Consider the following 19,886-nt stretch of genomic DNA (forward strand, 5'->3'; position numbering starts at 1 on the left):
ACGTCGAGCGCCCTTCATCACATTCCGACTGCCCGGGTTACAGGAGTCCGTCCCACATCTGCTCCAGGAGCACCGACCACCAGTTCTCCGGCGACGACAGCGCCGCCGGGTCCAGCATGGCCAGCTGCGCCTGGAAGTCGACCGTCCAGCGGCCCGCCTGCTCGGGGTTGAGTCCGAACCGCAGCCGCCACATCCGGCCGAGCAGCGCCATCGCGCGCGTGAACTCCGGCAGCCCGGTGTTCACGAACTGCGGCGGCACCGGCTGCCCGCCCGGACCGGCCTCCACCGGCACCGCGACGATGTGCGCGGTCCCGTACTGGACGCAGATCGCCCGGCCGAAGTCCGAACCCAGCACCAGGTACGAACTCGCGTCCGCCGCGGCCGGCACCTGCCGCTGCGCCGCCAGCTCCGCGAGCGTCGGCACCACCGGCACGGCCGGCTGCGCCCAGAAGAACGGACCGAAGTCCGCCGGCAGGCCCGCCCACACCAGGGTGCGCGCCACCAGCTCCGGCACGCCCTGCCGGGACACCGCGCGCTGGTCGAAGCGCAGGACGCCCGGACCGAACGCCCCGGCCAGCTCCTGCGCGATCCCCTCCGGCGGGATCGGCGGCGCCGGCTGCACCTGCGGCAGCGGAGCCCGCACCGGGGCGGGCCGCGCGGGGCCGTCCGCGACCTGGTGCAACTCGCCCTGATGGGTGAGGAGCTGGTTCATGCCCTGCTGCCGGCCCGCGTGGTCGCGGCCGTACGGGGCGATGCTGGTGATCCGCGCCTGCGGCCACGTCTCGCGGATCATCCGCGCGCAGTAACCGCCGGGCAGCTCACAGGACTCCAGCTCCGTGTGCAGCTCCAGCACCTGCTGCGGCGGCACGTTCATCGCGCGCAGCTCGTGCAGGATCTGCCACTCGGGGTGCGGGGTACCGGGCGCCGAACGCCGGATGATCTGCGCCTCGGACCCGTCGGGGGCCCGGTAGCGCAGCACCGCCTGGTAGCCGGGACCGACCGTCGGCTGCCCCGTGTTCTGCGGGTAGCCGTACGCCGGGGGCGCGGCCGCGGGCGGCGGCGTGTGCCCGCCGTGCACCGGCGGCGCCGGCGCGGGCGGGGGCGGCGGCGTCCCCGGGCCGCCCGGTCCGGGGTGCGCCAGCATCGTCGCGGCGTGGGCGATCCCGCCCGGCGGCGTGCCGGGCACACCCGGCGGCGGCGGGGGCGGCGGGGGCGCGCCCGGACCGCCCTGGTTCGGGTGGGCGAGCATCGTCGCGGCGTGGTGCACCGGCTGCGGCGGCGTCGGCGCGGCCGGGGCCGGCGGCGGACCGGGCGGACCCGGCTGCGCGGGCGCCGACGGCGGACCGGGCGGCTGGAGCCCTTCCGGTCCGAGCTGCGACACCAGCTGCGTGGGGATGTACGCCCCCGCGCCCGAGGACGCCCCCGGGGTCCCGGGCGCACCCGGCGGCGGAGGCGGCGTCGGACCGCGGCCGGCGCCCTTCGGCGGCGCGGCCGCCTTGCTGGTCGCCGCGTCCGCGAGGTCCCCGGCGCCCGGCGCCGACGGCGCGGGCGGCGGAGGCGGCGGCCCGCCGGGCCCGCCCTGCGAGGGCACGGGCGGTACGGGCGCGGCCGGGGCGGCGGCGGGCCGCGGCGCGGAGGGTTCGAGCCGGGGCGCGATGGCCGTCGGCGGCAGCGCGCTGCCGCCCTTCATCAGCGCGGTCGGCGCGTCGGCGCCCACCGACGGCGGCGGGGTGTCCTCGTCGTCCGTCCCCGTCAGCGGCGGCGCGAACACGGTCGCCGGCAGCGGCACGGCCCCGTCGGCACCCCCGGAACTCGCGTTCGCGTCCGCCCACGGGCTGCTCGCGGCAGCGGGGGCCGGGGCGGGCGCGGGCTCGGGCGCCGGAGCGGGCGCCGGGACCGGCGCGGCCGGCGTCTCCTGGGCCGGGACGACGGCGGGCGCGACGGGAGCCGCGGGAACGGCGGGCGTCACGGGGGCAGCGGGGGCCGCGGGCGTCACGGGAGCGGCAGGCGCCGCGGGAGCCGTGGCACCAGGCGTTCCCGCCGGAACCCCGTCCATCGCCGTCGGCTCGTGCTCCGGAACCCCGGCCACGGCACCCGGTCCGGACCCGACCGCGATCCCGGCCCCGTCGCTGGCCTCCGCCCCCGACGACGCCACCGAGGCCGACGGGGCCGCGTCACCCGCGCCCACCGCCTCCGAGACGTCGTCCGACGGAGCCGAGGAGGCCCCGCTCTCCTGCGAGGCGTTCGGGCCCTTCGGCAGACCGATCTTGTCCGCCGCGTCCTGCAGCCACTCGGGCGGACTCAGCAGGAACGACGTCTGGTTGAGGTCGATGCGGGCCGCGGGCACGGCCGCCTGGGCGGGAACGTCGTCGGCGGCCCCGTACTCCTCCTCGTACCGCCGGATCACCTCGCCCACCGGCAGTCCGGGCCACAGGGTCGCCTCGCCGCTGTCGCGGGCGATCACCAGCCGCTGACGCCCGCCGTCCGAGGTCGGACCGCCCTCGCGGTCCTCCGCCCACACCACGAACCCCAGCTCGAACTCCCGCACCCGCACCTCACGGTGCTGGTACGACGGCAGGTCGCCGTTGATCCACTCCTCGGCGCGCTCCTGCGCCTGCGCGAACGTCACCACAGCCAGTTCACTCCCCCACCGGGACCACGGGCACGGCACGCGCGAAGCCGCCGTCCACCATCAGGTTCGCCACCGTCTCCAGCTCCGGCGGGCTGCCCGCCAGCCGCTGGAGGAACGCGTCGAAGTCCGCGCCGCAGGGCAGCAGGAGCCGCTCCACCCGCTCGGCCGGCGACCAGGCGGCCGCCGCCGCACCGGAGTCCCGGGCGTCGTCGTAGGCGCAGAACCACACCGAACCGACCCCGTGACCGCGCACCTTCACCGCGATCAGACCGCCCTGGACGAAGGCGACGCCCAGATAGTCCTTCGTCAGGTGGTCGCGCAGACACTTGTTGACGTAGACGAGGTCGTTGACGCCCGCCTCCTCCCGGACCGTGAAGAACGGCTGGTCCACCAGGAGTCCGAGCTCGGCGTCGAGCGCCGTGCCCACCGGGGCGCAGCCGCCCGCCGCCTTCAGGAAGGTGCGGTACGCGCCGGGCAGCCGGTAGCCGAGGTCCTCCTCGACGCCCTGGAGCTGCTGCTCCGACACCGACACCCGGCCCTTGGGCAGCCCGAAGTGGGCCGGCCGGGTCTCCTGCAGCGGCCGCGTGCCGCGCTTGGCGTGGTCGACGGAGGCCGTGGCCACCCCGCCGTGGTGGCGCAGCAGCGCCTTCACCTCGACCGGCACCAGCTCCATGCGACGGCTGTGCGCCACGTGGTGCCAGGTCCAGCCGTGCGGCGTCGCCACCGACGGGATCGTGTCCCACAGCTCGTGGCCGGTCGCCGCCATCGCGGCGTTGGCCGACACGTAGTCCGTCAGCCGCAGCTCGTCGACGCCGAAGCCCTCCGGCGGGTCGGCGATCTCCGCCGCCGCGCGGGCGTACGGCGAGAAGTCCGGGCGGCCGTGCTCGTCCATCCGCACCCCTCGGGGGTGCCGGGAGGCGCGGACCGGGTCCGGGAAATGCACGACCTGCCCGGCGTAGGCCGCGTTCGGTGGCGCGGTGTGCCCGAGCCGACCTGTCGTCATGGCGGTTGCCCCCTGCACTGGCGTCGCTGACTGCTACTACGGACTGATTCCGCACAGCCTATGCGCTGCCACAAGAGCCCGAACGGCCCCCGCCCGACGGTGACCAGGTGTCACGACGCCATGACAGTCGCACCATGATTCCGACACACCGAAGCGGCGTTTCGGCGCCCCAGCTTCCCCATATGGCTCCCTATTTGGCAGGCTGTCCACGCAACTCGGGGGATTGCAGGAGGGGAAGACCAGCACCATGCACGCAGCAACGACGCCCACACAGGGTGACCCACGCCTCAACTGGAGCAGTGACGCCGAGGCCGCACGCGCACCGTTACTGCGTCACCGCCGCGACGGCATCCTCCCCACCGTCGGCGCCGCCCTCTCCGTGCGCGGCGAGACCCTCACGTGCACCGCGGGCCGCGGCGACCGGCCGCCCGCCTTGCACGCCCTCGTCCAGGACTTCCTGGACACCCTCACCAGCAGCCAGCGGGAACGCTTCACCGGCCGGTGCCCGGAGGCGATCCTGCTCTCCCGCCACCTCACCGCGACGGAGAGCGCCCGCTCCCGGCGCGCCCAGCGCAAGCCGCTCACCCACGGCGAGGCCCGCCGCTCCCTGAAGCACGCCAAGCTCACCGCCCGGCGCATCCGGGAGGACGGCGACCCGCTCCACGGCAGCTACGCCGCGCCCTGCCGCTCCTGTACGGCGATGCTCGCCCACTTCGGTGTCCGCACCGTCGACCCCACCGCGCCTGTCGAGAACGGCTGACCGTGCCCATGCCCGACCACCTCAGCACCACCCGCTTCCCCGTGAACGTCGACGCGGCCCTCCGCGAGGCGGGCTGGCAGCCCGGCCGCTGGGACATCAAGCTCGCCGAGGAGTGGGCCGACGCCCTGCGCGCCCACGTCTCGCCCGCCGGGCACCGGCACAGCGTCTTCCCCGCCGCCGTCGAGGCGTGGGCCGAGTTCGGCGGGCTGAGGATCACCGCGCCCGGCCACGGCCGGCAGATAGCGCCCGCCACCGTCCGCTTCGACCCGCTCGCCGGACTCCACCTCTCCCGCACCCTCGCCGACCTCGGCCGAGCCCTCGACACCGAGCTCGCGCCGCTCGGCGAGGAGGGCGACCACCAGGCCGTCCTCGCGATGGACGTCGAGGGCCGCGTCTACGGTCTCGACCACGCCGGCGACTGGTACCTCGGCAAGGACATCGACACGGCCCTCGCCACCCTGATCACCGGAGCCCACCCGACCCGCCTCACCGCGCACTAGGACACGGAGCCCGGGGGCCGCGGCGCCCGGGGGCCACGGAGCCCGTACGCCCCCGCGGGGGCCACCGCGCCCGCACCCCGCCCGGGGTCACCCGGCTACGGCGTCCCCGCGTCGGCCGCCGGCAGCACCGCCGACACCCGGAACCCCCCGGCGTCCGTCGGCCCCGAGACGAAGACGCCGCCCAGCCGCATCACCCGCTCCCGCATGCCGACGAGCCCGTTGCCGCCGCTCGGCAGCCGCACGTCGGCCGCGCCCGCGTCCGAGGGGCAGGGACCGTTCTCCACCTGCATCGCGACCTCGGCGTCCCGGTGCGCCAGCCGGACGACCACCGCGGCACCCGCCGCGTGCTTGTGGACGTTGGTCAGCGCCTCCTGCACGACCCGGTACGCCGTGCGCTCCACGTCCGGCGGATACGCCCGGGCCTCGCCCAGCACCAGCAGCTCCACCGCGGCGCCCGCCAGCCTCGACTGCTCGCACAGCCCCTCCAGGGCGTCCAGACGCGGCCCGTCCTCGGCGGCGGCCTCCGCGGCGGCCGCGGCCGCCCGGCCCACCGCCGCCAGCGGCACCGCGGCCGGGGCCACCGGAGCGGTGCCCTCGCGGAGCACGCCCAGCATCTCCCGCAGCTCCGTCAACGCCTGCCGGCCCATGTCACCCACCAGCGCCGCGTTCCGCACGGCCTTCTGCGGGTCCTTCAACGCGACCGCCTGCAGCGCCGCCGCGTGCACCACCATCAGCGACACCCGGTGCGCCACCACGTCGTGCATCTCCCGGGCGATCCGCGTCCGCTCCTCCTGACGCGCCCACTGCGCCCGCTGCTCCGCCCGGTCCGCCAGCAGCGACAGCTCCTGCTCCAGGCTGTCCGCCCGCTCGCGCAGGCTCTCCATGAGCCGGCGCCGCGCCCCTATGTACAGGCCGAAGAGCACCGGCGGCGCGTTGAGCCCCAGCGTCATGAAGAGCGACACGACCGGCACGTACCAGCCACTGGGGTCGAAGTCCTGGGGACCGTCGTCGACCTGCGCCACGTCCTGGCGCATCCGCACGACGGTCACGACGAACACCGCGAGCGTCGACATCCCGGCCAGGACGGCCGTGATGCGGCGCGGCACCTCGGAGGCGGCGAGCGAGTACAGCCCGACGATCCCCATCAGGAAGCCCGTCTCGGCGGGCGCCACGGCGATCGACACGAGCACGACCACGATCGGCCAGCGCCGTCTCACCACCAGCACGGACCCCACCAGCAGGCCGAACACCACGCCCACCGGAGCCGGCAGCCCGGCCTTCCCCGCGAAGCCGATCCCCTCCACCGCGCACTCCAGCGCCGAGACCGCGGCCAGCCCCACGTCGAGGACGGCGCTCCGCCGTCTCCCCCACCACCACCGATTCCCGACGCCCCCGGCGCCCCTCTCTGCCCCCGTTACGGTCATGCCGCCACCCTACGGGCGGGTCGTTCCCCGAGGCCCGCGGCGTCAACGTTCCGTACGCCAGTCCCTCGAACTGTTGAATCGCCAGGGTTTTCGATCCGGACATCCCCATTCGGGGCGACGCTCTTCGCATGACAGGTGCCACCAGCAAGTACGCGGACTTCGAGAACCTGAGCCGGCAGGCCGTCGCCCTCCGTCGCGAGGGCCTCAGTCGTCGCCGGATCCGCGACCTCCTCCACGTCGACAACAACGACATCCTCAACCGGCTCCTCGAAGGCGAGCCCCCACCCGCATGGACCAAGCGCCCGAACGCCAAGGACGACCTCCGTGCCCGGGCCCGTGAACTCCGCCTCCAGGGCATGACCTACGACCGGATCCAGCTGGAACTCGGCTGCTCGAAGAGCTCGATCTCCCTGTGGGTACGGGACCTCCCCAAGCCGGATCGGAGCCGGACACGAGCCGAGGCGTCCGAGATCGCGCGCCGGGGGTGGGAGCCGGCCCTGCGCCGACGGGAGGAAGAACGCCAGAGGACGAAGACCGCGGCAGCAGGACGGATCGGAGCTCTGTCCGAGCGCGAACTCTTCCTGTTGGGCGTGGGCCTCTACTGGGCCGAAGGCACGAAGGACAAGCCGTATGCCCGCCGCGAGCGCGTGACGTTCGTGAACAGCGACCCCGGGATGATCCTGGTCTTCACCGCCTGGCTCGATCTCATCGGGGTCGAACCCGAGCACCGGAAGTACCACGTGATGATCCACGAGACCGCCGACGCGAGCGACGCGCTGCGATATTGGGGCGATCTCGTCGGCGTCGCCCCCTCCGCGTTCGGCAAGACGACCGTCAAACGCCACAACCCGCGAACGAACCGCAAGAACGTGGACTCGGAGTACCACGGATGCCTCGTGATCCAAATCCTCGGGAGCGCCGATCTGTACCGTCGCATCGAGGGCGCCTGGTGCGGCATAGTAGGGGCCGTCCGGACCGCCTCGACAGGAATTCGGGCATAGCTGGCGAACCATCCCGGATCGTCTAAGGGCAGGACAAATGGTTTTGGTCCATTGAATGAGGGTTCGAATCCTTCTCCGGGAGCCGACTGCCGCGGGTCCTGACCTTCCTGGTCAGGACCCGCGCTCATGTCCGCGCCGTTGCCCCCCGGTATCCTGCGTGGGTCCACCACCCAAAGCCGAAGGGCATTCCCGTGAGCGCAACCCGCCCGGCAGCCGTCGTCGTCCTCGCAGCGGGTGAGGGCACCCGCATGAAGTCGAAGACCCCCAAGGTCCTGCACGAGATCGCCGGACGGTCGCTCGTCGGGCACGTCGTGTCCGCCGCACGCGAGCTGGAGCCCGAGCACCTCGTGGTGGTCGTCGGGCACGCCCGGGAGAGGGTCGCGGGCCATCTGGAGGAGCACTACGCGGGGACCCGCACCGCCGTCCAGGAGGAGCAGAACGGCACCGGGCACGCGGTGCGGATGGCGCTGGAGGAGCTGGGCAAGACGCCCGACGGCACCGTGGTGGTCGTCTGCGGCGACACCCCGCTGCTGTCCGGCGAGACCCTGCGGGAGCTGGCCGCCACGCACGCCGCCGACGGCAACGCGGTGACGGTGCTGTCCGCCGAGGTGCCGGACTCCACCGGGTACGGCCGGATCGTGCGGGACGCCTCCGGCGCGGTGACCGAGATCGTCGAGCACAAGGACGCCTCCGCGGAGCAGCGCGCCATCCGGGAGATCAACTCGGGTGTCTTCGCGTTCGACGGGCCGCTGCTCGCCGAGGCGCTCGGCCGGGTGCGGACCGACAACAGCCAGGGCGAGGAGTACCTCACCGACGTGCTGTCGATCCTGCGCGAGGACGGCCACCGGGTGGGCGCCTCCGTGGCCGCGGACCACCGCGAGATCCTCGGGATCAACAACCGGGTGCAGCTCGCCGAGGCGCGGGCCCTGCTGAACGCCCGGCTGATCGAGCGGGCGATGCTCGCCGGCGTGACCGTGGTCGACCCGGCGTCGGTCCTCGTGGACGTCACCGTGACGTTCGAGGCGGACGCGGTGATCCTGCCGGGCACACAGCTGCTCGGTGCGACGCACATCGCCGAGGACGCCGAGGTCGGCCCGAACACCCGCCTGACGGACACCACCGTCGGCAGGGGCGCCCGGGTGGACAACACGGTCGCCTACTCGGCCGTGATCGGCGAGGGCGCCTCGGTGGGCCCGTTCGCCTACCTGCGCCCGGGGACCAACCTCGGCAAGAAGTCCAAGGCCGGCACGTACGTCGAGATGAAGAACGCGACGATCGGCGAGGGCACGAAGGTCCCCCACCTGTCGTACGTGGGCGACGCGACGATCGGCGACTTCTCGAACATCGGCGCGGCCAGCGTCTTCGTGAACTACGACGGCGAGGCGAAGCACCACACCACGATCGGCTCCCACTGCCGTACGGGTTCGGACAACATGTTTGTGGCTCCCATCACCATCGGGGACGGCGCCTACACCGCTGCGGGCTCCGTGATCACGAAGGACGTGCCGGCGGGCTCGCTCGCGGTCGCCCGGGGCCAGCAGCGGAATATCGAGGGTTGGGTGGCCCGGAAGCGTCCCGGCAGCGCTGCCGCGCAGGCCGCTCAGGCCGCCTCGGAGGAGTCCGCCGGCGAAAGCTGACCGGAAACGGGTACGTCGAACTCGGCGTACCGTGATACGTGCACACAAATTCGGCTGGTTCGCACATGCGCTCGACGGGCGCGGGATCGCGGCCAGAGAACACGTCTGAGGAGACAGTGCTGTGACCGGGATCAAGACGACCGGCGAGAAGAAGCTGATGCTCTTCTCCGGCCGCGCCCACCCCGAGCTGGCCGAGGAGGTCGCGCACCAGCTGGGCGTCGGTCTCGTTCCCACCAAGGCGTTCGACTTCGCCAACGGTGAGATCTACGTCCGCTTCCAGGAGTCGGCGCGCGGCGCGGACTGCTTCCTGATCCAGAGCCACACGGCTCCGATCAACAAGTGGATCATGGAACAGCTGATCATGATCGACGCTCTCAAGCGGGCCTCGGCCCGGAGCATCACCGTGATCATCCCGTCGTACGGCTACGCCCGTCAGGACAAGAAGCACCGCGGCCGCGAGCCGATCTCGGCGCGCCTGGTGGCGGACCTGCTGAAGACGGCGGGCGCGGACCGCATCCTGACGGTGGACCTGCACACCGACCAGATCCAGGGCTTCTTCGACGGCCCGGTGGACCACCTGTCGGCCCTGCCGGTCCTCGCGGACTACGTGGGTGCCAAGGTCGACCGCTCCAAGCTGACGATCGTCTCCCCGGACGCGGGCCGCGTGCGGGTCGCCGACCGCTGGTGCGACCGGCTGGACGCGCCGCTGGCGATCGTGCACAAGCGCCGCGACAAGGACGTCGCCAACCAGGTCACCGTGCACGAGGTCGTCGGTGACGTGAAGGGCCGCGTCTGCGTCCTGGTGGACGACATGGTCGACACCGGCGGCACGATCTGCGCGGCCGCGGACGCCCTGTTCGCGCACGGCGCCGAGGACGTCATCGTGACGGCCACCCACGGCATCCTGTCGGGTCCGGCCGCGGACCGGCTGAAGAACTCGAAGGTCAGCGAGTTCGTGTTCACGGACACGCTGCCGGTGCCGGGCGCGCTGGAGCTCGACAAGATCACGGTGCTGTCGATCGCGCCGACGATCGCGCGCGCGGTGCGCGAGGTGTTCGAGGACGGTTCGGTGACGAGCCTCTTCGAGGAGCACTGAGCCACGGAGTGACGCCGAGGGCCGCTTCCCCGTCCGGGGGAGCGGCCCTCCGCCGTCTCCCGCGGTGATCGAGTTGGGCGTGGGGCCGGGGGCCGGTAGACTGCCGTAGTTGCTCGGCGAGGGAGGCCGTACCCCCATGGGGTCACGGCGGTCCGTTATCGACGCGCTCTTCGTAGCAGGCCATCGCCAGTCGTGGCCGGGTGACCTTTCTTCCGTCACCTTTCTACGAGGAGTGCACCATGTCCGAGGTCAAGCTCGCCGCTGCCGTCCGTACCGATTTCGGCAAGGGCGCCGCCCGCTCGATCCGCCGCAACGCCCAGGTTCCCGCCGTCGTCTACGGCCACGGCTCCGAGCCGGCGCACATCACCCTCCCGGCCCACGACCTGGGTCTGGCGCTCCGCACGCCGAACGTCCTGCTGTCCCTCGACATCGACGGCAAGAACGAGCTGGCGATCCCGAAGGCCGTCCAGCGCGACGCCATCAAGGGCTTCCTGATCCACGTCGACCTGCTGCTCGTCAAGCGCGGCGAGAAGGTCACGGTCGAGATCCCGGTCCAGGCCGAGGGCGAGCTGGCCGCCGGCGGCAACCTGCTGGAGCACGTGCTCTCCACCCTCTCCGTCGAGGCCGAGGCCACCCACCTCCCCGAGGCCGTCACGGTCTCCGTCGAGGGCCTGGAGGCCGGTGCCTCCGTCCTCGCCGGTGACATCACCCTGCCGAAGGGCTCGACCCTGGTGACCGACGCCGAGGCCGTCGTCCTCCAGGTCCTGGCCGCGCAGGCCGAGGAGCCGGCCGCCGAGGAAGAGGCCGCCGAGAGCACCGAGGCCTGAGCCGTAGGCTCTGCCTGACGTGACGGGGTGACGGGCCGTACGGCCCGTCACCCCGTTTCTCTTGTACGGACGCGTGGACGGATACGAGGAGACCTGACGCACATGACGGACGACGCCAACGCGCCCTGGCTGATCGTCGGCCTCGGCAACCCGGGGCCCGAGTACGCGGCCAACCGGCACAACATCGGCTTCATGGTCGTGGACCTGCTCGCGGAGCGGATCCGCGGTTCGTTCAAGCGCGCGCAGAAGACGCAGGCGCAGGTCGTCGAGGGCCGGATGGGGCCCCCGGGACCGGAGAACCGCCGGGTGATCCTGGCGAAGCCGATGTCGTACATGAACCTGTCCGGCGGCCCGGTGACGGCGCTGCGGGACTTCTACAAGGTGCCGACGGCGCACGTGGTGGCGGTCCACGACGAGCTGGACATCGACTACGGGGTGCTGCGGCTGAAGATCGGCGGCGGCGACAACGGGCACAACGGCCTGAAGTCGATGACGAAGGCGATGGGCGCCGAGTACCACCGGGTGCGGTGCGGGATCGGGCGTCCGCCGGGCCGGATGCAGGTGGCCGACTTCGTCCTGAAGGACTTCTCCTCGACGGAGCGCAAGGACCTGGACTGGTTCGTGGACCGGGCGGCGGACTCGGTGGAGTGCCTGGTAGCGGAGGGCCTGGAGCGGGCGCAGTCCGCGTACAACTCCTAGGCACCGCACGGACATCCGGACCGGACGGGACGTTTCGGACAGAGACCGGCCCCTGGCGGTCGGAGCGTACGACTGTACGATCGCGGGTCATGACGCACGTCCGTAACGCCGCCATGGCCCTGGTCGCCCTGCTCCTCGTCGTCGCGGGGGCGTGGGCCTCGTGGAACTCGGCCCAGCACGTCCTGCTCGCCAAGGGCCGCGAGCACGGGAGCCTGACGGTGACCGGCTGCACCGACGAGACGTGCAGCGGCACCTTCGCCCCCGAGGACCCGTCGTCGACCCGGCGGACGCTGACGATCACGCGATCGGTCGCGGCGGAGAAGGGCGAGACGATCCCGGTCGTGGTGAAGCCCGGCACGGACGAGGGCGTGCGGACGGGCTGGGGAGGCGGTCTGCACGCCTGGCTGCCGCTGGGCGGTGCGCTGCTGTTGGCCGCGCCGCTGATCGGCGGCGGCCTGCGGCTGCCGCGGACGGCGTGGACCGTGGCGGGGGCCGGCGGGGCGCTGCTGGTGGCGGCCTTCTTCGCGCTCTGAGGGCATTCCGCCGGATGTCCGGCGCGATCGTCATGGGCCGTTGGCTCAAAGCCGGCTTGAGGAAGTCGATAGGCTGCCCCCGCCACCTCCCACGGCATCCCTCATTCCACAGATGGACGACTGCACATGCGACGCTCCCTCATACCCGCAGCCGCTCTTGTCGCGGCCCTGGCGGGCTCCGTGACGCTGGCACCGACCGCTTTCGCGTCGAACGGCCCCAAGGGCGACAACGGCACCGTCAAGATCCATGACGCGAAGACCGGCGAAGAGGTCAAGGCCAACGAGCCCAAGGTCTGCGCGTTCTACCTCGACGCGTTCCACTTCGACGCCTCGCAGAAGGCGATCTGGCGCATCGAGGCATGGGCGAACAACGACAAGGAGAAGGGCACCGAGGTCGAGAAGGGCTCCATCACCCTCGACGCCAAGGGCCACGGCCGCACCGAGGACCTGACCCTCGCCAACGGTCAGTACAAGCTGTTCTGGAACTTCGACGGCGAGCACGGCGCCGCCAAGCACAAGGTCTTCAAGGTCGCGTGCGAGGACAGCTCCACCGGCGGCACGACCGGCGGGACGACGGGCGAGACCGCTAACGGCGGCGCGACCGGCGAGACCACCACGGGCGAGACCACCACCGGGGGCACCACCACGGGTGGGACGACGACCGGTGAGACCACCACCGGCGAGACGACCACCGGGGGCACCACGACCGGTGAGACCACCACGGGCGGGACCACCACCGGCGGAACCGCCACGGGCGAGACCACGACCGGCGGGACCACCGCGGGGGGCACCGCCGCCACCGGTGGCTCCACCACGGGTGAGACCGCCACCGGCGGCTCCGCCGCGGGCGGTTCGGAGGAGGGCAACCTCGCCGAGACCGGCTCCGGCGCCCCGGTCGGCATCATCGCCGCCGCGGCCCTGGCCCTCGCGGCCGCCGGCGCGGTCCTGGTGACCCGCCGTCGCAAGACGCAGCAGAACTGACGTACCCCGTCACGACGGTGCCCCCGTGGAGGATTCCACGGGGGCACCGTCACGTCCGGGGCGCGGGCGTCAGCCGGTGTTGCGCAGGCCCGCCGCGACGCCGTTCACCGTGAGGAGGAGGGCCCGGGAGAGCAGCGGGTCCGGGTCCTCTCCGCTCTCGGCGGCCGCGCGCTGGCGGGCCAGGAGGGCGACCTGGAGGTAGGAGATCGGGTCGAGGTAGGCGTCGCGGATGGCGAAGGTCTGCTGGAGGACCGGATTGGAGTCCAGGAGCTTCTCACCGCCGGTGATCTTGAGAACCTCGGCGACGGTCAGCGCGTGCTCGGCCTCGATGGCGTCGAAGACGTGCTTGAGGTCGTCGGGGACCAGGGTGTCGACGTAGTGGCGGGCGATCCGCAGGTCCGTCTTGGCCAGCGTCATCTCGACGTTGGAGAGGAAGTTGCGGAAGAAGTGCCAGCGTTCGTACATCTCGCCGAGCACCGCGTCGAGGCCCGCCTCCCGCAGGGCCTTGAGGCCGGAGCCAACGCCGAACCAGCCGGGGACGATCTGGCGGGACTGGGTCCAGCCGAACACCCAGGGGATGGCGCGGAGTCCGTCGAGGGAGACGCCGGAGCCGGGGCGGCGAGCGGGCCGTGAGCCCAGGTGCAGGTCGGCGAGCTGGTCGACGGGGGTGGAGGCGAGGAAGTACGCCGGCAGGCCGGGGTCCTCGACCAGCTTGCGGTAGGCGGTGTGGGCCGCGTCGGAGACGGTGTCCATGGCGGCGTCCCAGCCGGCCAGCGCCTCGTCGGACTGGCGCGGCGCGGTGTGCAGGGCGGAGGCCTGCAGGGTGGCCGCGACGGTCAGTTCGAGGTTCTCGCGGGCGAGGGACGGGATGAGGTACTTGTCGGAGATGACCTCGCCCTGCTCGGTCACCTTGATCTCGCCCTCCAGGGTGCCCCAGGGCTGGGCGAGGATCGCGTCGTGCGAGGGGCCGCCGCCGCGGCCGACGGTGCCGCCGCGGCCGTGGAAGAGCCGCAGCCGGACGCCGTAGCGGTGGGCGACGTCGCGCAGCCGGCGCTGGGCGCGGTGGATCTCCCACTGGGAGGTGGTGATGCCGCCGAACTTGGAGGAGTCCGAGTAGCCGAGCATGACCTCCTGGACGTCGCCGCGGAGCGAGACGAGGCGCCGGTAGGAGGGGTCGGCCAGCATGTCGTTGAGGATGACGTCGGCGGCCTTGAGCTCGTCGGTGGTCTCCAGGAGCGGCACGATGCCGATCTTCGCCCAGCCGGCGTGCAGGTCGAGGAGGCCGGCCTCGCGGGCGAGGACGGCGGCGGCGAAGACGTCGTCGGCGCCCTGGCACATCGAGATGATGTAGGACTCGATGACCTCGGGGCCGAAGCGCTCGAAGGCCTGCTTGATGGTGTGGAAGACGCCGAGGGTCTTCTCTCCGGCGGCGTCCAGCGGGGCCGGGGTCGGGGCGAGGGGGCGGCGCGAGCGGAGCTCCTTGGCGAGGAGCTTCTGCCGGTACTCGCGCGGCATGTCGGCGTAGCGCCAGGACTCCTCGCCGAGGCGGTCGAAGAGCTGACCGAGGGTGTGGTGGTGGGCGTCGGCGTGCTCGCGGACGTCCATGGTGGCCAGCTGGAGGCCGAAGGCGGACAGGGTGCGGATGGTGCGGTCCATCCGGCCGTCGGCGAAGAGGGCCCCGCGGTGCTCGCGCAGCGAGGTCTGGATGAGGGTGAGGTCGCGGATGAGCTCGGCGGTGCCGAGGTAGTCGCGGCCTTCCTGGTGCGGGTAGCCCTGGGCGAGGCGCTCGCGGGTGTTGACGAGCTTCTGCCGGATGCACGTGGCCTTGAGCCGGTAGGGCTCCTCGGCGTTGAGGCGCTTGTAGCGGGGGCTGATCTCCGGGAGGAGCTCCAGGTCGCGCTGGAGGGAGTCCAGGAGTTCCTGGGTGGCCCCGGTGTAGCGGATGGAGTTGGAGAGCAGTCCGCGCAGGAAGTCGACCAGTTCGAGGGCGTCGGTGATGCCGTGCTCGTGCTGGAGGATCAGGACGTCCCAGGTCACCTGGGGGGTGACGTTGGGGTTGCCGTCGCGGTCACCGCCGATCCAGGTGCCGAAGGTCAGCGGGCGGGTGCCGGCGGGCAGTTCGACGCCGACGCGCTCCAGCTCGGCGGCGAGGTCCTCCAGCACGTCGCCGACGGCGTTGGCGTGCAGCTCGTCGAGGTAGTAGATGGCGTTGCGGGCCTCGTCGGCGGGCTCGGGGCGGACGACCCGGAGCTCGTCGGTCTGCCAGATGAGGTCGATGTTCTCGGCGAGCCGGAGGTCGTGGCGGCGCCGGTCCGCCTCGATGACCGGGGTCTCCAGGAGGGCGGCGATCCGGCGCAGCTTGTTGAGGACCGAGCGGCGGGCGGCCTCGGTGGGGTGCGCGGTGAAGACGGGCCGGACGTTGAGGTTCCGGACCGTGGCGCGTACGTGCTCGGGGTCTCCGTCCTTGAGCATGTCGACGGTGCGGGCGAGGAGGCCGCCCTCGGCGGCGCGCTTCTCGCGCATCTCGCGGCCGCGGTGGACCTGCTCGGTGACGTTCGCCAGGTGGAAGTAGGTGGAGAAGGCGCGCACCAGCTTGGCGGCGGTCTCCAGCTCGACGCCGCGGAGCAGCTCGGCCGCGGCCTCGCCGTCCTCGCGGGTGAGGCTGCGGACCCGCTCGACGAGGTCGAGGAGCTCGTGGCCCTCCTGGCGGACGAGGGTCTCGCCCAGCAGGTCGCCCAGTCGGCGGATGTCGGCGCGCAGCTCGGCGCTGGCGGTGGGGGTCTGGTCGGCACTGCTCACAGGTGCGGCTCCTTGCAGTGTTTGAGCACGTCTGGAGGGGTTCTGGAGGCTTGCGGACCGCGCTGTCCGACGCACCCAGGATAGGTGTCCACATTGTGGTCGTCGGGCAGGCCCCTCTTGTGCCCCCTTGCCGCGCGCCACGGCGCTGCCATACTTACGACGCCGTAGGTTACGGAGGCGTAGCCTCGGCCGTGCCTTCGCGCGCCATTCGGTACATTCCCGTACTTTCCCCCACCCTCACCCTCACCCCCAGGGGACACCCATGACCATCAGCCCCGAGATGACCTCGGCGCCGGAGGCGGCCGACGCCTCCGAGGCGACGCCGCCTTCCGCCACGCTCGGCGGGGACAGCAAGCGTTCGATCGAGCAGGTCACCCTGCTGCTGTTCATCACGGTGCCGTTCGTGGCGCTGCTCGCGGCGGTGCCGCTGGCGTGGGGATGGGGGGTGAGCTGGCTGGACCTGGGGCTGATGGTGGTCATGTACTACATCGGCTGCCACGGCATCACGATCGGCTTCCACCGCTACTTCACGCACGGTTCGTTCAAGGCGAAGCGGCCGCTGCGGATCGCGCTGGCGATCATGGGGTCGCTGGCCGTGGAGGGGCCGCTGGTGCGCTGGGTGGCCGACCACCGCAAGCACCACAAGTTCTCGGACGCGGAGGGCGACCCGCACTCGCCGTGGCGGTTCGGCGAGACGGTCCCGGCGCTGATGAAGGGCCTGTGGTGGGCGCACATCGGCTGGATGTTCGACGAGGAGCAGACCCCGCAGCACAAGTACGCGCCCGATCTGATCAAGGACCCGGCGATCCGGGCGATCTCGCGGCAGTTCGTGCTGTGGACGGTGGTGTCGCTGGCGATCCCGCCGCTGGTGGGCGGCCTGGTGACGTGGTCGTGGTGGGGCGCTTTCACGGCCTTCTTCTGGGGCTCGCTGGTGCGGGTGGCGCTGCTGCACCACGTGACCTGGTCGATCAACTCGATCTGCCACGCGGTGGGCAAGCGTCCGTTCAAGTCGCGTGACCGTTCGGGCAACGTGTGGTGGCTGGCGGTGCTGTCGTGTGGCGAGTCGTGGCACAACCTGCACCACGCGGACCCGACGTCGGCGCGGCACGGGGTGCTGCGCGGCCAGGTGGACTCCAGCGCGCGGCTGATCCGCTGGTTCGAGCAGCTGGGCTGGGCGACGGACGTGCGCTGGCCGGCGAAGTCCCGCATCGAAGCCCGCCGCCGGAACGTCTCCGCCGACGCGGCATGATGGAAGACGTGGCGATCGAGGGCAGGACCGGCGGTACCGGCAGCAGCAGCGCAGAGCAGAAGCCCCGGCGGGGGCGCCGGGTGCGGATGACGGGCGCGGAGCGCCGGGAGCAGCTGCTGGACATCGGCCGGACGCTCTTCGCCGAGAAGGGGTTCGAGGGCACGTCGGTGGAGGAGATCGCGGCGAAGGCCGGGGTCTCCAAGCCGGTGGTGTACGAGCACTTCGGGGGCAAGGAGGGGCTGTACGCGGTCGTCGTCGACCGGGAGATGCGCCAGCTCCTGGACGGTGTGACGGGCGCGCTGACGGCCGGGCATCCGCGGGAGCTCCTGGAGCAGGCGGCGTTCGCCCTCCTGGACTACATCGAGAACTACACGGACGGGTTCCGGATCCTCGTGCGGGACTCCCCGGTGGCGCAGTCGACGGGGACGTTCGCCTCGCTGATCAGCGACATCGCGACCCAGGTGGAGGACATCCTCGGTCTGGAGTTCAAGGCCCGCGGCTTCGATCCGAAGCTGGCCCCGCTGTACGCGCAGGCGCTGGTCGGCAGTGTGGCGCTGACGGGCCAGTGGTGGCTGGACGTCCGCAAGCCGAAGAAGGCGGAGGTCGCCGCGCACCTGGTGAACCTGGCCTGGCACGGACTGGACGGCCTGGAGCAGAAGCCGCGGCTGATAGGGCACCGCAAGAGCTGAGGCCGTGCGGCCCGTGCCCCCCCCCGGAATCTCTCTGGTGCGCGGCGCACCGACGAGTAGAATCGTGTTCAACATCCGGGGGGGTGTTCCGACCGCCGGGCGATGCCGTCTCGCGTGCCCGAGGCACGTCCTGACGCCGTCCGGCGCCCCGTGAACCCCCTGGTCCGGTATCCGTGGACACCTGATCCCTGGGGGGGATCTTCTTGCTTTCTCCGCAGTTCACCCGTGCGCGCCGCCTCGCGGCCGCCACCGCCCTCGCCGTCTCCGCGGGCATGCTGCTCGCCACGCCCGCCTCCGCCGGCTCCCCGGCGCCGCACCCGGGTGTGGAGAAGGAGCGTCCGGCCGCCCAGCGGCCGCCGGCGCCGAAGGGCCTGACGGCCGGCGCGGCGGCCGACGCCGGGACCGCCTCGGCCGCCGACGCGGACGGCACCGCGCCCCGCGGCGACTTCGACGGCGACGGGAGGAGCGACCTGGTCTACCGGGAGCTCGACGGCTCGCTCTCGCTGGCGGGCTTCGTCGAGACGAACGAGTTCCTGCGCATCGGCGGCTCGGGCGAGTTCGCCGAGGACGTCATCCCCGTCGGGGACCAGGACGGGGACGGTGCCAAGCGCCCCGAGGTGCTGACCCTGTCGGTGCTGGGCCGGCTGGAGCTGTTCACGAACGTCGACATCTCCCTCGGCGGCAACCGCAGCTGGTCGGGGCTCGGCTGGAACATCTACAACAAGGTGTTCTCCGCGGGTGACGTGAGCGGCGACGGCCGTCCGGACCTGCTGGCCCGTACGCCGGCCGGCGAGCTGTACGTGTACCTGGCGACCGGCAACACGGCGGCGCCGTTCGGGGGCCGGACGAGGATCGGGGGCGGCTGGCAGGTCTACGACCAGCTGATCGGCCTGGGCGACCACGACGGCGACGGCCGCGGCGACCTCGTCGCCCGTACGCCCGCCGGGGAGCTGAAGTACTACGCGAGCACCGGCGACGCGACGAAGCCGTTCAAGCCGGCGACGTCGGCCGGCACGGGCTGGCAGCAGTTCAACCAGATCCTCGGCGCGGACGACCTGACCGGCGACGGTCACCCCGACCTGCTCGCGCGGGCCAAGGACGGCACGCTGAACCGCTACGAGGGCAGCGGGCAGGGCACCTTCGCCCAGCGCGTGCCGGTGTCCGACACGGGTTCCTGGTCGGCCGTCTCGCAGTTCGGCGGCGCGGGCAACATCCCGGCCTCGGGCAAGGAGGAGCTGCTCGCGCGCGACAAGGCGGGCACGCTGTTCTGGTACTACGCCCTCAACAACGGCAAGCTGAGCGCCCGTGAGGCGGTCAGCGACGTCGGCGGCTGGGCCGGGGCGAACATCACCAACGCCTCCTCGTTCGACCCGAACGGCGAGTCGGACGTCGTCGAGCTGTGGAACGACCACCTCTACGTCGAGGGCCGGGACGTCGGCGCCGGCTGGGGCATCTACAACATGTTCGCGGGCCCCGGCGACCTGAACGGCGACGGCTCGGGCGACCTGCTGGCGCGGGACCGCTCCGGCAAGCTCTACCTGTACCGGGCGTCGGTCGGCGGCACGTCCTTCTCCAGCCGCGTCCTGGTGGGCGGCGGCTGGCAGGCGTACAACTGGATCTTCGGTGCGGGCGACTACACCAACGACGGTCTGAACGACCTGCTGGCCCGCACCACGAGCGGCGCGCTCTACCTCTACCCGGGCACGGGCGTGGCGTCCGCGCCGTTCCGGAGCGGGATCAAGCTGGGCGACGGCTTCCAGGCGTACGGGAAGCTCGTCGGCACGGGCGACCTCACCGGTGACGGCAAGGCCGACTTCGTGGGCGTGACGTCCAACGGCGACCTGTACCGCTTCGACGGCGGGGCCGCGTCGCACTACTTCTCGCCGCGCGTGAAGATCGGCTACGGCTACCAGATCTACAACGCCATGTACTAGGAGGCGTCCGGGCCCTGCCGGGCCGGGACGGGGGGGGGGGGGGGGGGGGGGGGGGGGGGGGGGGGGGGGGGGGGGGGGGGGGGGGGGGGGGGGGGGGGGGGGGGGGGGGGGGGGGGGGGGGG

16 protein-coding genes and 1 tRNA gene are annotated in these 19,886 nt (G+C 72.6%); 13 read left to right on the plus strand and 4 right to left on the minus strand.

Annotated features, from left to right (window positions below):
- Positions 1-37: 37 nt before the first annotated feature.
- Positions 38-2,632 carry an SUKH-4 family immunity protein gene (locus ACZ60W_RS32475; RefSeq protein ID WP_469758985.1) on the minus strand — a complete coding sequence of 865 codons (2,595 nt, stop codon included), beginning with the start codon at positions 2,630-2,632 and terminating at the stop codon, positions 38-40.
- Between the two features lie 7 nt (positions 2,633-2,639).
- Positions 2,640-3,635: an SMI1/KNR4 family protein gene (locus ACZ60W_RS32480; RefSeq protein ID WP_469758986.1), complete on the minus strand. Its 996-nt coding sequence runs from the start codon at positions 3,633-3,635 to the stop codon at positions 2,640-2,642.
- A 247-nt stretch (positions 3,636-3,882) separates the two neighbouring features.
- On the opposite strand from ACZ60W_RS32480, the gene ACZ60W_RS32485 reads away from it, so the two are divergent.
- Both ACZ60W_RS32485 and ACZ60W_RS32490 read left to right on the plus strand, forming a co-directional pair.
- On the plus strand, positions 3,883-4,395 hold the full coding sequence (locus ACZ60W_RS32485) for a YwqJ-related putative deaminase (RefSeq protein WP_469758987.1): 513 nt from the start codon (positions 3,883-3,885) through the stop codon (positions 4,393-4,395).
- An 8-nt stretch (positions 4,396-4,403) separates the two neighbouring features.
- Positions 4,404-4,895 carry an SUKH-3 domain-containing protein gene (locus ACZ60W_RS32490; protein ID WP_366309087.1) on the plus strand — a complete coding sequence of 164 codons (492 nt, stop codon included), beginning with the start codon at positions 4,404-4,406 and terminating at the stop codon, positions 4,893-4,895.
- Between the two features lie 95 nt (positions 4,896-4,990).
- Here ACZ60W_RS32490 and ACZ60W_RS32495 read toward each other — a convergent pair whose 3' ends face one another.
- Positions 4,991-6,319, minus strand: a complete 1,329-nt coding sequence (locus tag ACZ60W_RS32495) for a sensor histidine kinase (protein WP_469758988.1) — start codon at positions 6,317-6,319, stop codon at positions 4,991-4,993.
- A gap of 128 nt (positions 6,320-6,447) precedes the next feature.
- Here ACZ60W_RS32495 and ACZ60W_RS32500 point away from each other — a divergent pair, with 128 nt between their 5' ends.
- The 8 genes from ACZ60W_RS32500 to ACZ60W_RS32535 all read left to right on the plus strand — a co-directional run bounded on the left by ACZ60W_RS32500 (position 6,448) and on the right by ACZ60W_RS32535 (position 13,093).
- On the plus strand, positions 6,448-7,320 hold the full coding sequence (locus tag ACZ60W_RS32500) for a hypothetical protein (protein ID WP_469758989.1): 873 nt from the start codon (positions 6,448-6,450) through the stop codon (positions 7,318-7,320).
- Positions 7,321-7,331: 11 nt separating this feature from the next.
- Positions 7,332-7,402: transfer RNA gene (locus tag ACZ60W_RS32505), tRNA-Gln, on the plus strand.
- A 109-nt stretch (positions 7,403-7,511) separates the two neighbouring features.
- A complete protein-coding gene (gene glmU / locus ACZ60W_RS32510) occupies positions 7,512-8,957 on the plus strand; it encodes a bifunctional UDP-N-acetylglucosamine diphosphorylase/glucosamine-1-phosphate N-acetyltransferase GlmU (protein WP_469758990.1) in 1,446 nt (481 codons plus the stop codon).
- 121 nt (positions 8,958-9,078) lie between these two features.
- Complete coding sequence (locus ACZ60W_RS32515) at positions 9,079-10,053, plus strand: ribose-phosphate diphosphokinase (protein WP_015034148.1); 975 nt, start codon at positions 9,079-9,081, stop codon at positions 10,051-10,053.
- Positions 10,054-10,292: 239 nt separating this feature from the next.
- Positions 10,293-10,880, plus strand: coding sequence for a 50S ribosomal protein L25/general stress protein Ctc (locus ACZ60W_RS32520; RefSeq protein ID WP_469758991.1), 588 nt, complete (start codon positions 10,293-10,295; stop codon positions 10,878-10,880).
- Positions 10,881-10,982: 102 nt separating this feature from the next.
- The gene (gene pth / locus ACZ60W_RS32525) at positions 10,983-11,579 is read left to right on the plus strand and encodes an aminoacyl-tRNA hydrolase (protein ID WP_469758992.1); all 597 of its coding nucleotides are present in this window, start codon (positions 10,983-10,985) and stop codon (positions 11,577-11,579) included.
- Positions 11,580-11,668: 89 nt separating this feature from the next.
- Entirely contained in the window at positions 11,669-12,112 is a 444-nt protein-coding gene (locus ACZ60W_RS32530; protein ID WP_469758993.1) for a hypothetical protein, read from the plus strand.
- Between the two features lie 126 nt (positions 12,113-12,238).
- The gene (locus ACZ60W_RS32535) at positions 12,239-13,093 is read left to right on the plus strand and encodes an LPXTG cell wall anchor domain-containing protein (RefSeq protein WP_469758994.1); all 855 of its coding nucleotides are present in this window, start codon (positions 12,239-12,241) and stop codon (positions 13,091-13,093) included.
- Positions 13,094-13,162: 69 nt separating this feature from the next.
- On the opposite strand, the gene ppc is transcribed toward ACZ60W_RS32535, so the two are convergent.
- Entirely contained in the window at positions 13,163-15,892 is a 2,730-nt protein-coding gene (gene ppc, locus ACZ60W_RS32540) for a phosphoenolpyruvate carboxylase (protein WP_469758995.1), read from the minus strand.
- 262 nt (positions 15,893-16,154) lie between these two features.
- Here ppc and ACZ60W_RS32545 point away from each other — a divergent pair, with 262 nt between their 5' ends.
- From ACZ60W_RS32545 to ACZ60W_RS32555, 3 genes are all read left to right on the plus strand, one after another.
- A complete protein-coding gene (locus tag ACZ60W_RS32545; RefSeq protein WP_469758996.1) occupies positions 16,155-17,141 on the plus strand; it encodes an acyl-CoA desaturase in 987 nt (328 codons plus the stop codon).
- Positions 17,138-17,830 carry a TetR/AcrR family transcriptional regulator gene (locus ACZ60W_RS32550; RefSeq protein WP_384884767.1) on the plus strand — a complete coding sequence of 231 codons (693 nt, stop codon included), beginning with the start codon at positions 17,138-17,140 and terminating at the stop codon, positions 17,828-17,830. The genes ACZ60W_RS32545 and ACZ60W_RS32550 overlap by 4 nt, the downstream gene beginning before the upstream one ends.
- 203 nt (positions 17,831-18,033) lie before the next feature.
- On the plus strand, positions 18,034-19,764 hold the full coding sequence (locus ACZ60W_RS32555; RefSeq protein ID WP_469758997.1) for an FG-GAP repeat domain-containing protein: 1,731 nt from the start codon (positions 18,034-18,036) through the stop codon (positions 19,762-19,764).
- The last annotated feature ends 122 nt before the right edge of the window (positions 19,765-19,886 follow it).

Source organism: Streptomyces sp. NPDC104202, assembly GCF_055584185.1.

Bases quoted from the DNA above. Each gene is read 5' to 3' on its own strand.
- ACZ60W_RS32480 (WP_469758986.1), bottom strand. From the start codon at position 3,635: ATGACGACAGGTCGGCTCGGGCACACCGCGCCACCGAACGCGGCCTAC.
- ACZ60W_RS32485 (WP_469758987.1), top strand. From the start codon at position 3,883: ATGCACGCAGCAACGACGCCCACACAGGGTGACCCACGCCTCAACTGG.
- ACZ60W_RS32490 (WP_366309087.1), top strand. From the start codon at position 4,404: ATGCCCGACCACCTCAGCACCACCCGCTTCCCCGTGAACGTCGACGCG.
- ACZ60W_RS32495 (WP_469758988.1), bottom strand. From the start codon at position 6,319: ATGACCGTAACGGGGGCAGAGAGGGGCGCCGGGGGCGTCGGGAATCGG.
- ACZ60W_RS32500 (WP_469758989.1), top strand. From the start codon at position 6,448: ATGACAGGTGCCACCAGCAAGTACGCGGACTTCGAGAACCTGAGCCGG.
- ACZ60W_RS32520 (WP_469758991.1), top strand. From the start codon at position 10,293: ATGTCCGAGGTCAAGCTCGCCGCTGCCGTCCGTACCGATTTCGGCAAG.
- pth (WP_469758992.1), top strand. From the start codon at position 10,983: ATGACGGACGACGCCAACGCGCCCTGGCTGATCGTCGGCCTCGGCAAC.
- ACZ60W_RS32530 (WP_469758993.1), top strand. From the start codon at position 11,669: ATGACGCACGTCCGTAACGCCGCCATGGCCCTGGTCGCCCTGCTCCTC.
- ACZ60W_RS32535 (WP_469758994.1), top strand. From the start codon at position 12,239: ATGCGACGCTCCCTCATACCCGCAGCCGCTCTTGTCGCGGCCCTGGCG.
- ACZ60W_RS32545 (WP_469758996.1), top strand. From the start codon at position 16,155: ATGACCATCAGCCCCGAGATGACCTCGGCGCCGGAGGCGGCCGACGCC.
- ACZ60W_RS32550 (WP_384884767.1), top strand. From the start codon at position 17,138: ATGATGGAAGACGTGGCGATCGAGGGCAGGACCGGCGGTACCGGCAGC.